This is a genomic window from Flavobacterium riviphilum (genome assembly GCF_055231795.1).
On the sequence record NZ_JBUYSY010000008.1, the window covers coordinates 46179 to 58185 of the forward strand.

General features: G+C 38.4%; 8 protein-coding genes. 6 read left to right on the top strand and 2 right to left on the bottom strand.

Annotated features, from left to right (window positions below; genetic code table 11):
• Positions 1–205: 205 nt before the first annotated feature.
• The 6 genes from ACZIX2_RS09090 (at position 206) to ACZIX2_RS09115 (ending at position 10111) form a co-directional block, all read left to right on the top strand.
• Complete coding sequence (locus tag ACZIX2_RS09090) at positions 206–2632, top strand: DUF4982 domain-containing protein (RefSeq protein WP_463339785.1); 2427 nt, start codon at positions 206–208, stop codon at positions 2630–2632.
• An 82-nt stretch (positions 2633–2714) separates the two neighbouring features.
• Entirely contained in the window at positions 2715–3887 is a 1173-nt protein-coding gene (galK, locus tag ACZIX2_RS09095; RefSeq protein ID WP_463339786.1) for a galactokinase, read from the top strand.
• A gap of 126 nt (positions 3888–4013) precedes the next feature.
• On the top strand, positions 4014–5063 hold the full coding sequence (locus ACZIX2_RS09100) for a UDP-glucose--hexose-1-phosphate uridylyltransferase (protein ID WP_463339787.1): 1050 nt from the start codon (positions 4014–4016) through the stop codon (positions 5061–5063).
• A gap of 1 nt (position 5064) precedes the next feature.
• Positions 5065–6075, top strand: coding sequence for a UDP-glucose 4-epimerase GalE (gene galE, locus ACZIX2_RS09105; protein ID WP_463339788.1), 1011 nt, complete (start codon positions 5065–5067; stop codon positions 6073–6075).
• Between the two features lie 495 nt (positions 6076–6570).
• Positions 6571–7377, top strand: coding sequence for a hypothetical protein (locus ACZIX2_RS09110; RefSeq protein ID WP_463339789.1), 807 nt, complete (start codon positions 6571–6573; stop codon positions 7375–7377).
• Between the two features lie 82 nt (positions 7378–7459).
• Positions 7460–10111, top strand: a complete 2652-nt coding sequence (locus ACZIX2_RS09115; protein ID WP_463339790.1) for a zinc-dependent metalloprotease — start codon at positions 7460–7462, stop codon at positions 10109–10111.
• 6 nt (positions 10112–10117) lie between these two features.
• On the opposite strand, the gene pth is transcribed toward ACZIX2_RS09115, so the two are convergent.
• The gene (gene pth, locus ACZIX2_RS09120; protein WP_463339791.1) at positions 10118–10744 is read right to left on the bottom strand and encodes an aminoacyl-tRNA hydrolase; all 627 of its coding nucleotides are present in this window, start codon (positions 10742–10744) and stop codon (positions 10118–10120) included.
• 30 nt (positions 10745–10774) lie between these two features.
• Positions 10775–11980, bottom strand: a complete 1206-nt coding sequence (locus ACZIX2_RS09125) for a beta-ketoacyl synthase N-terminal-like domain-containing protein (protein WP_463339792.1) — start codon at positions 11978–11980, stop codon at positions 10775–10777.
• Between the last annotated feature and the right edge of the window lie 27 nt (positions 11981–12007).

Sequence of the window (12007 nt, forward strand, 5' to 3'; positions counted from 1 at the left end):
GTTACAACATATAAGTCATATAAGTTTTTGATTTGCTTATAAGTGAAAATATCAGTTCGTTTAAGTAACTACTGTTAGCCTTATAGAGAATGTTTTGAACTTATATTCCCTTTTGAATAGTATTGGGCAAGCTAAATAACTTTCGCTTAAATGACTTAAATGTTTATGAATTGATTAGATAGTAAATGATTATACAGGTTTACAAATGAAAAAAATACACTGTTTTTTGCTGGTTTTTATAATTTTCACAACCACGGCTTTCTCTCAAGCGCGAGTGGTAAAGGTATTGGATGCCCACTGGAAATTTCAAAAAGGAAATTTTGAAGACGCTTTTAAGACGAACTTCAACGACTCGAAATGGGAATCAGTTACTGTTCCACACGATTGGGCAATTTATGGTCCTTTTGATAAAAAAGTGGACATACAAAAGGTTGCCATTGTTCAAAATGGAGAAAGTGTAGCTACCGAAAAAACAGGAAGAACAGGAGCCTTACCTCATATTGGCACTGCCTGGTATCGCAATACCTTTACTTTGCCTAAAGAAACCAAAGGAAAAAAAGTACTGCTTCTTTTTGAAGGCGCTATGAGTGAACCTCAAGTGTATTTGAATGGGAATAAAGTGGGAGAATGGGCGTATGGCTATAGTTATTTTTATTTTGATGTATCTCAATTCATTCAAGAAGGGGACAATACTGTAGCCGTAAAACTAACCAATAAAGAATTTGCTTCCCGTTGGTATCCTGGAGCTGGTTTGTACCGAAAAGTTAGTGTTATTATAAAAAACAAGGAAAGCATTGACCAATGGGGACAGTTTATCACGACACCTTTTATTAGCGATGCCGTGGCCAAAGTGAATAGTAAGACCAAAGTTTCTGGCGAAAATACGCGTTTGGTGACCACCATTTTTGATGCCGAAGGTCAAAAAGTAAGTGAAGAGGAGTCTTCTTCTCGCTTCGGAAAAGAGTTTGATCAAAATTTAAAAGTAGAAAATCCAAAACTGTGGAGTCCCGAAACGCCTTATTTGTACAAAGCGGTTGCTCAATTGTATGTTGGTAATACACTAAAAGATGAGGTTGTTACCCGATTTGGAATCCGAGAAATTAAATATGAAGCCAATAAAGGGTTTAGCCTTAATGGGAAAGTGACCAAATTCAAAGGGGTTTGTTTGCATCACGATTTGGGACCTCTTGGTGCTGCGGTAAACAAAGCGGCTTTGCGCAGACAGTTGACCATTTTAAAAGATATGGGATGTAATGCCATTCGTAGTTCGCATAATATGCCTTCTTTCGAGCAATTGGAGTTGGCAGACGAAATGGGCTTTTTGTTTTTGGCAGAGAGTTTCGATGAATGGGTTTTACCAAAAGTAGAAAACGGCTACCATCGCTTTTTTGACGAATATGCTGAAAAAGACATAGTGAATTTGGTACAAGCCACAAGAAATCATCCCTCAATTGTGATGTGGAGTTCAGGGAATGAAGTCCCAGATCAGTGGGGAGAAGCGGGTGTAAAACGAGCAAAATGGTTGCAGGAGATTTTTCATAGAGAAGATCCAATGCGTCCTGTAACCGTAGGAATGGATCAAGTGAAAGCGACTATGGAGTCTGGTTTTGGAGCTTTGTTGGATATTCCAGGATTGAATTATCGCGTGCATTTGTATGATGAGGCATTCAAAAAATTCCCGCAAGGATTCATTTTGGGTTCCGAAACCGCTTCAACCGTGAGTTCTAGAGGGATTTACAAATTTCCTGTAGTACAAGAAAAAATGAAGCAATATCCAGACTTTCAATCTTCATCGTATGATTTGGAAGCCTGTAGTTGGTCCAATGTTCCCGATGAAGATTTTTTACTTCAGGATGATAAACCTTGGGTAATTGGTGAATTCGTTTGGACAGGTTTTGATTATTTGGGTGAACCGACACCTTATGACGAAAGCTGGCCGTCTCGTAGTTCTTATTTCGGAATTAACGATTTAGCAGGCTTACCGAAAGACCGTTATTATTTGTACCGAAGCCGTTGGAATACCAAGGCAACTACGCTACACATCTTACCTCATTGGAACTGGGAAGGTCGTGAGGGACAAACAACTCCTGTTTTTGTGTACACCAGTTACAACAGTGCTGAACTTTTTATCAATGGCAAAAGTATGGGTGTACAAACCAAAAACAAAAATACTCCACAAAACCGTTACCGCTTGATGTGGATGGATGTAAAATATGAACCAGGAACGGTAAAAGTTGTTGCTTATGATGACAATGGTAAAGTAGCTGAAGAAAAGGAAATCCGAACCGCAGGTAAACCGTATCAGATTGTTTTGGATGCTGACCGAAAAACCATCACAGCCGATGGAGAGGATATTTCGTTTGTGACTGTATCTGTAGTGGATAAAAATGGAGTGCCTTGTCCAACAGCAACAAACCAGTTAAAATTTAAAGTGTCAGGAGCAGGTACTTATCGCGCCGCTTGTAATGGAGATGCGACTTCACTCGAGATGTTCCATAAAGACACGATGAAATTGTTTAGCGGAAAATTGGTTGTATTGGTGAAATCAAAAACCACCGCTGGAGACATCCAACTGGAAGTAAAAGGAGCAGGTTTAAAATCGGGTAAACTGACGTTATCTTCAACTAAATAGAATTTACATTAAAAAACACAAACGTTTTGAAAAAGATTTTTGTGAACTAATTCATAACAAACAACATAATAATTTAAATAAAATGAACAGTATTTTAATTGAAAAAACAAGAGCGTTCTTCAAATCAACTTTTGGAAACGACCCTCAAAAAGTGGTGCTTTCACCGGGAAGAATTAATATTATTGGAGAACATATCGATTACAACGATGGTTTTGTCTTACCTGCCGCTATTGATAAGATCATCTGCTTTGCCTTCGAAAAAAGCAATACCACTACTTCTCGAATCGTGGCAATCGATTTGAATGAAGAATTTGAAGTGGATTTAACCCAAGATATTCAGCACAGTACTACCGTTTGGAACAATTACATTTTAGGAGTTTTAAAACAATTACAAGACAACGGATTCGAATTTAGTGGCGTGAATTGCGTGTTTAGTAGCAACATTCCCGTAGGTTCTGGATTATCGTCTTCGGCTGCTTTGGAATGTGGTTTTCTTTTCGGAATACAATCTCTTTTTGGTTTGGACATTAGCCAACAAAAACGTGCTTTAATGGGACAAAAAGCAGAGCATTGGGTAGGAATCAACTGCGGTATCATGGACCAGTTTGCTAGCGTACACGGACTAGAAAACAAAGTCATCAAGTTGGATTGTAATACGCTGGAGTATGAGTACCACAATGCTGATTTTAAAGACTATGCTTTGGTGTTGTTCGATAGTAATGTGAAACATTCGCTATTTGCATCCGCCTATAACAAAAGAAGGGAACAATGTGAGGAAGGTTTAGCGGTTATCAAGGCTAATTTTCCTGAAATTAAAAGTTTTAGAAATTGTTCCGAAGCGCAATTGTTGACGTTGAAAGACAAAATGGATGCTGAGGTTTTTACACGTGTGCATTATGTAGTGAAAGAAATTGCTCGTGTGTCTAAAGCCTGCGAAGCTTTGGATGAGGGAAATATTGAACTTTTGGGACAATTACTTTTTGAAACACACGATGGTTTGTCTAGAGAATACGAAGTGAGCTGCCCCGAGTTGGATTACTTGGTCGACTTGGCTTTAGCCGATGATGCCGTAATAGGCTCCCGATTAATGGGCGGTGGTTTTGGCGGCTGTACCATCAACTTGATTAAAAAAGGAAAAGAAGAAGCCGTTAAACAAAAATTCGCTCAATTGTACCAAGAAAAATGGAACATTGAGTTGAAAATCTACGATGTAAAAATCGGAAACGGTACATCATTGTATGAACCTATAGTGTAAAAAATAATTTTAACCGCAAAGAGCGCTTCGGTTGTTTAACTAGATAATGCTAAGAACGCAAAGCTTTGCGTCCCTTGCGGTTAAAATGAACGTATCGCTTTGCGGTAAAAACCATAAATGAATAGCATGAAAAATTTTGATATCAACGAAGATCCACATAGACGTTTTAATCCCTTAATCGACGAATGGGTTTTGGTTTCTCCTCACCGTTCCAAAAGACCTTGGCAAGGTCAAAAAGAAACCATTTCAGGTGTGCAATTGCCAGAATACGACCCCGAATGTTACTTGTGCCCAGAGAATGTTCGTGCCAATGGCGAAGTGAATCCTGCTTATGATTCTTGTTATGTTTTTGAAAATGATTTTGCTGCGCTAAAACAAGAACCTATTGCTTTTGAAGAAAACAATACGCCTACATTTTTTAAGGCAAAACCAGAACGAGGCATTTCTAGAGTGGTTTGTTTTTCACCAAGACACGATTTGACCTTACCTCAAATGGAGGTCGAGAATATCGAAAATATTGTAGCGACTTGGCAAAAAGAATACACCACTTTGGGCGCTATAGATTACATTAACCACGTTCAAATTTTTGAAAACAAAGGCAGTGTGATGGGCTGTAGTAATCCGCATCCGCACGGTCAAATTTGGGCACAATCGTCTTTGCCTACGCAGGTTGAAAAAACGCATAATAGCTTGAAACAGTATTACGAAGAACAAGGCCGAACCTTATTGCAAGATTATGTTGAAGAAGAATTGAAGGCACAAGAGCGCATCGTTATCGAGAATGAGCATTTTGTTGCCTTGGTGCCTTTTTGGGCGATTTGGCCTTATGAGACTATGATTGTAAGCAAACGCAATGTGTCCGAAATCACAGACTTTAGTTCAGCTGAGGTTACTGCTTTTGCGATTATTTTAAAACAATTAACCACCAAATACGATAACCTTTTTGAAACCTCATTTCCGTATTCTTCGGGAATTCATCAAGCGCCAACAGATGGTCAAGAACATCCAGAATGGCATTTTCATATGCATTTTTATCCGCCCTTGTTGCGCTCAGCTTCGGTAAAGAAATTTATGGTAGGTTATGAAATGATGGGCGAGTCACAGCGTGATATTACTCCAGAGAAAAGTGCTGAGGTCTTGAGAGGATTGTCAGTAGTTCATTATAAAAACAAATAAGATGCAAATAGTTGTCACAGGAGGTTTAGGATTTATAGGTTCGCATACGGTTGTTGAATTACAAAATGTTGGTTATGAGGTAATCGTTATTGATAATTTATCGAATTCGTCTATTGATGTTTTGGATGGAATTGAAAGAATCACAGGAAAGCAGCCTATTTTTGAACAGATTGATTTAAGAGAAAAAGCGGCAGTACAAGCTTTTTTTACCAAATATACTGAGGTTACAGGAGTGATTCATTTCGCTGCCTCCAAGGCGGTGGGCGAGAGTGTTCAAAATCCTTTATTGTACTACGAGAACAATATTGCTTCTTTAGTCTATCTTTTGCAAGAATTGCAGAAAAAGCCAGAAGCTCATTTCATTTTTAGTTCCTCTTGCACGGTTTATGGTCAAGCCGAAGTGATGCCTATTGCAGAAACTACACCGATTCAAGCTGCGATGTCTCCTTATGGAAATACCAAACAAATTGGGGAAGAAATCATTTCCGATGTGACCAAAGTAAGCGGGCTCAATGCTATTTTGCTGCGTTATTTTAACCCAATTGGAGCGCATCCTTCTACCGAAATTGGAGAGTTACCTATCGGAGTTCCTCAAAATTTAGTTCCTTTTATTACACAAACCGGAATGGGCTTACGCAAAGAATTGTCCGTCTATGGGAATGATTATCCTACGGTTGATGGGACTTGTGTTCGTGATTACATCCACGTAGTAGATTTGGCCAAGGCGCATGTAGTGGCTTTGCAACGCTTGTTGGATAAGAAAAATGAAACGGCATTAGAGGTATTCAATTTAGGAACAGGCAAAGGAAGTTCTGTACTCGAAGTGATTACAGCTTTTGAAAAAGTGAGTGGGCAAAAGCTACCGTATACTATCGTACCAAGACGAGAAGGCGATGTAACCGAAGCCTATGCCAATACCGAAAAAGCCAATAAAATACTCGGCTGGAAAACAGCAGCAACCCTAGAAGAAGCTATCGAAAGCGCTTGGAAATGGGAACAAAAGAGTAGGTAATAATTAATATAAAGATTCCTTATCCCATAATCTTCGAATTTTACCTTTGTTGTCTCTACTGAAAAAAAAGAAATTTTGTCCTTGTCAATGAATAAATAGACCGTGAAACAGAAGGAAAGCATGTCCATTTACACAGTCTCCGAATACTACAAACCTCGTAATCTGAAATTACGGGGTTTTTTATTCTTTCAAAACCACAAACTACACCTTCCAAGCAATTGCATCCATTGATATTTTGGCCTATACTCTATACGAATCGGCACCAATAAAAACATATAATTTACTACTAATCATATTTTTACACAGCATACCAATCTTTTTTTGTAATTTTAAATATAACTTTTTGTCAGGGAATTTAATTCCGATTTTTAGGAAATTAAAAAGTAGTGGCAATGCAAAAAAAAAAGACCTATTACAAAAACAGCACAAATATTCGCCCTAGTTTTTCTACTATTATCCAATGGGTTATTCCCTCAAGAATTGGTCATATACACTATGCCTGCACCAAAAAAAATAGACTGGAGCGCTCCCAACAAGTTGGTAAAAAGCTGTATCCTCAACAAAATTATACCCTCCCCCTATGGCAAAAACAGACATCCCATAGGTCATATGCTAATTGGATTAAAAGACAATACGCGTTATGATATTGTAGGTATGACCACAGATGAAAACCGTTCTTTATTCCAAAAAACGATACTCGATGGCCATGGACTAGGCATCCTGTTTGAATCTATTAAAGGAAAACTAGAATCCAAAGAAATTAATGAGCCACAAATACAGGAACGGATACAAAAGGGGGACATTGCCTTTATCAAATACAAAATTACTCAAGCTGTTTTTGATCGATTGTGGAACTATCTGCAAGAATACAAGAAAAAAGGATATGACAAGCTGTATAATGGATGCAATACCCCAAGAGAAGGTGGAGGTGCCGGATGCTCAGCTTTTGCTATTAGTTTCTTAGAGGTAGCTGGATTAGAAAAAATTCTTCCAAAAAATCAATGGAAAATAGAAGTTAACGTACCCACAAAATGCATAGGAGGTCCAGAAGGAAATAATAAAAGAGTAAGTGTCTTTCGTTTATTAAAAACAAAACATTGGGAAAAAGAACAAAGTCCTACTTATAAAAAAATAGAGCTTTTTGAACCAACTTTGTTTTACGAGTGGATTGTTTCTTACAGCAATAAAAATAATTTCAATTTCGGAATTACAACCATAACTGAAGGCAAAGCCAAAGGGATAATAATAGATTGTACCCATCTTGTTGCTCCCATTGAACCCATTTGGGTAAGTACCGAATGACTACGCTAAAAGGCACTTTTCCCTATCAAATCTTTTGAATTCGATTTTTTACCTTATTTTTGAAATCACTAAAACACTGAAAATGATTCGTATCCTTCTTTTGTTATTGATACTCACAAAAGGCCTTAGCATTAATGCACAAAAGATGCAATTATGGAAACCCGTTCCCTTTAGTAAAAGCGAAAAAACAATAGCAAACTCTAGAAGCTCAGAGGGAGAATACGAATTAGACCCAACAATTTGGAGTACTATTCTTCAAGAAACAAAAGCAAATAAGGGAACAAACAATAGCAAACAGATTCAATTGCCTACTTCTAATGGTACGTTAGAAGAATTTATGATTTGGGAATCATCCAACTTTGACCCCAAACTTCAAGCCAAATACCCGGCAATACAATCCTACACAGGAAAAGGCATCACCGATCCTTCGGCCACAGTTTATCTAAGTAGCGCCCCCAACGGCATACAAACCATGGTGCTTCGAAAAGATCAAGCTACTGAATTTTTGGAACCACTTAAAACCAGTACTAATCGTTACGTTTTGTATCGTTCAGACAAAAAAGACAAAAACGATCGACCGCTTCTTTGTACTACGGAAGAAAAAATTATCGCCAATAAAATTACCAGCAAAACCTCCGTTATAAAAGTGAGCGACCGTAAATTCAGAACTTTTCGTTTGGCACTTTCATGCACAGGCGAATATGCAGCATTTTTTGGAGGAACCAAAGCCGTAGCCTTGGCCGCAATGAATGCAACAATGACAAGAGTCAATGGAATTTTCAACAAAGATTTAGCTTTAAAATTAGTGCTGATTGCCAATAATGATGCTGTTATATATACGGATGCTTCAGCTGACCCTTATTCTTCTGTATTGGATGGCTCGGCTCCAGATGCCTGGAATCAAGAATTACAAACTAGTCTAAATACCGTAATTGGTTCAGCAAATTACGACATTGGCCACCTTTTTGGAGCATCAGGTGGCGGTGGCAATTCAGGCTGTATTGGTTGTGTCTGTGAGGCCGGCAAAGGAAGTGCTTATACATCACCAGGAAATGGGCGTCCAGAAGGCGACACGTTTGATATCGACTTTGTAGCCCATGAAATGGGACATCAATTGGGAGCCAATCATACTTTTTCGCATGAATTAGAAAGTTTTGGTGTAAATATAGAACCTGGAAGTGGCTCTACCATTATGAGTTATGCTGGAATAACTGATGATTACGACGTTCAAAAAAATGCTGATGACTACTTTGCCTATGCCAGCATCAATCAAATTCAATTGAATTTAGCCAACAAAAATTGCCCTACAAATACCAACATTACAACCGACCTTTTTACCGTAAATGCAGGTTCAGATTATACTATTCCCAAAAGTACCCCTTTTGTTCTTAAAGGAACTGTATCTGGTACTTCAACATCAGCTTTCACCTATGTTTGGGAACAAAACGATTCGGCTAGTACTAGTTCTGGTGTCAATAGTACTGCCGTTTCCAGCAAATTAGACGGCCCTCTATTTCGTAGTATAAAACCATCGAGCAGCCTAAGCCGTTATTTTCCAAACTTAAACCGTGTCTTGTCCAATCAACTAACTAGTACTTGGGAGTCTGTGCCCTCTATCGGAAGGACACTTACTTTTGTGTTTACTGCCCGAAACAATGCAACACAAGACCTTGGACAAACGGCATCGGATATAGCTACCGTTTCGGTTTCCAATACAGTTGGACCTTTTGAAATCACTTCGCAAAATACTAAAGACTTGAGTTGGACCCAAGGAACTACCGAAACCATAACTTGGAACGTGAATACAAGCAACACTCTTGCTGGTGCTGCCAATGTCAACATCAAACTCTCTACTGATGGTGGGCTTACTTTTCCAACAACACTCCTTGCCAACACACCAAATGATGGCTCTGCAACTATTCAAGTACCTGCTGTTGCCGCTGTCAATTGTAGAATCTTGATTGAACCCACCAACTCCATTTTTTATGCGATAAACTCAACGCCTTTTGCTATAGGCTATACTACTGTTTCTAGTTGTAATACCTATTCTTTTTCAACACCAATTGCTATCCCTGATTTTCAAAGTACCTACACAACGAGTCAAATTCAAATCCCTGCCAATCAAGGCACTATTACTGATGTTAATGTACAATTATCTATCTCACACAATTACATGTCGGATGTTGAAATTGAATTGGTAAATCCGCAAAAACAAACCGTTAGATTGTTACAACGAGTGTGTGGCGCCTCAAAAACTCCGCTAGATTTGATTCAAGACGATTCCGGAACTAGCCTTAATTGCGACAACGCTGCAAAACAAACCGTTAGTGCAGCAGATCTGCTTAGTAATTTTAATGGAAAAGATCCTGTAGGAACCTGGATTCTACGAGTTCGAGATGCGTACGATGGCGATAGTGGTACTATCACCAATGCTGTATTGGAAATTTGTACGCAAAAAGCAACTTTAGGAAACAATGACCTTACGATTCAAGACTTTCAAGTATATCCCAATCCTTCAAAAGGAAAATTTAAACTCGAATTCACGAACGCTACCAATGCTGACGTATTTCTTTCTGTGACCGATTTAGTAGGTAGAAATATATATCAAAATCACTTCCCAAAAGTTACAAATTTCAATGAGAACATAGAACTAAAAGGAACGCCTCCTGGTATTTACCTTTTAAAAGTGGAAAGTGGAAACAAAAAAGAAGTACGAAAAATTGTTATTAACTAATTCCTTTTATTTACCATTATAAGTATTCATGGTTTGACTTAAACCAGCAGTGCCGAATGATCGGATAATTTCGGCACTTACAGCCAAACGCTCTGGAAGTGCTGTTTTTTCGTGGTCGTTCCATTCGCCCAACACATAATCTACTTGTTGCCCTTTTTTAAATTCATCACTAATTCCGAATCGAAAACGAGTGTAATTTTGCGTATTTAAAATCAAATTAATGTTTTTCAATCCATTATGACCGCCATCGCTTCCTTTACCTTTAATGCGAATGGTTCCAAAAGAAAGATTCAAATCATCTGTAATGACCATGATATTCTCTAATGGTATTTTTTCTTGATCCATCCAATATTTAACAGCCTTTCCGCTCAAATTCATGTAAGTATTGGGTTTCAATAATAAAAAAGTTCTGCCTTTGAATTTGTATTCGGCAAGTGCACCCAATTTTACGGTTTGAAACTCTATATTTTCTTGTTTAGCAAAATAATCCAATACTTTAAAACCAATATTATGACGGGTATTTACGTATTCAGCACCTATATTACCTAAACCTACTATTAAAAATTTTTTCATATCTAATGTCATTTCCTCCGTTGTTGCTGCAACAAATATTTTTTGAATCCAAGTTATCATCTGCAAAAATAAGTCAATCCTTCTACTATTTTAAGCCAAAGTAAAATCTTTACTCAACAAAATACTTACCGCATTACCTCCAAAACCAACGGCGTTTACTAAAACTTTTTTGATATCCCTTTTAGAGTTTTGAACTCTGAAAGGGTTACTATCGCTAACAAAAGGCACCCCAATAAACTGATTGTGTTGCAACATTAAAATAGCCATTTCGAGACTTAAGATTCCCGAGGCCCCAAACGTGTGGCCTATTTTCCATTTATTGGTAGTGAGTAATGGCAAATCATTTCCGAAAACTTTTTCAATGGCGCGATATTCGGTCAAATCCCCTTTGATGGTGCCTGGCGCGTGCATTACAATAACATCTACTTCGGATAAAGGCGTGTTTTGCAAAGCCATTGCCATCGATTTTTGAAAACAAATAGCTTCTGCCGAGATTGAAATGTTATGCTCCAAAATTTCTGTTGCATAGCCAATGCCTTCAATAAAAGCCAAGGCATTTTCTTTTTGTCCTAATTCTAAACAACATACTGCCGCACCTTCACCCAAAACCAACGTGTTTTGCTTTTTATCTAAATCCAAAGCACGGTTGGGCCATTCGACAGGCTCATGATTACCCTTTTTGTTTTGAGTATAAATCTTCAAAGCGCGCATCTGACCTATCGTAAAATCTGTCAAGGGCGCTTCACTACCTCCTACCAAAAATTGATCTGCCATTCCTGCTCGCAACCAAGCGACTCCGTTGAGTAAAGCATGCAAGGCTGTTGAACAAGTAATGGAATGCGAAATTTCGGGACCCGTACTTTGTAAATCATGTGCTACCCAAGACGAAATATTTCCCAAAGTAGTCGTTGGTGAAGCTAAAGTTTGTGCTTTGCCCGTGGTTAAATATTCCTGAAAATGTTTTTCGAACAAATCGGTAGCACCTCGAGACGAGCCGATGTTGATGCCAAAACTTCCTCCTTTTTCCCAACCTGCCTGCGCTATCGCTTTTCTTGCTGCCACCATAGCATACAACACCGATTTATCCAATGATTTGTACTTTATATCCGTTTGTTGTAACGCCAAAACTTCCTGTTGTGAAGCAGCATCCAAAGCAGCCACACACGTATTTTGATGGTCTAAAAACTGCTCCGAAAAACAAGTTTTAGGATGTTGATAGTTTTCCCAAATGGTCTTCGGGTTATTGCCCAAAGGGGAAATGGAGGACAGGGCGGTTATAGAGATAATTTGTGACAAAATAGACGATTGTAATTTAATCGCAAA

What these genes read in the sequence shown, in the direction of transcription:
- ACZIX2_RS09100 (WP_463339787.1), top strand. Translation starts at nt 4,014, where the DNA reads ATGAAAAATTTTGATATCAACGAAGATCCACATAGACGTTTTAATCCC.
- ACZIX2_RS09110 (WP_463339789.1), top strand. Translation starts at nt 6,571, where the DNA reads ATGCCTGCACCAAAAAAAATAGACTGGAGCGCTCCCAACAAGTTGGTA.
- galK (WP_463339786.1), top strand. Translation starts at nt 2,715, where the DNA reads ATGAACAGTATTTTAATTGAAAAAACAAGAGCGTTCTTCAAATCAACT.
- galE (WP_463339788.1), top strand. Translation starts at nt 5,065, where the DNA reads ATGCAAATAGTTGTCACAGGAGGTTTAGGATTTATAGGTTCGCATACG.
- ACZIX2_RS09115 (WP_463339790.1), top strand. Translation starts at nt 7,460, where the DNA reads ATGATTCGTATCCTTCTTTTGTTATTGATACTCACAAAAGGCCTTAGC.
- pth (WP_463339791.1), bottom strand. Translation starts at nt 10,744, where the DNA reads ATGATAACTTGGATTCAAAAAATATTTGTTGCAGCAACAACGGAGGAA.
- ACZIX2_RS09090 (WP_463339785.1), top strand. Translation starts at nt 206, where the DNA reads ATGAAAAAAATACACTGTTTTTTGCTGGTTTTTATAATTTTCACAACC.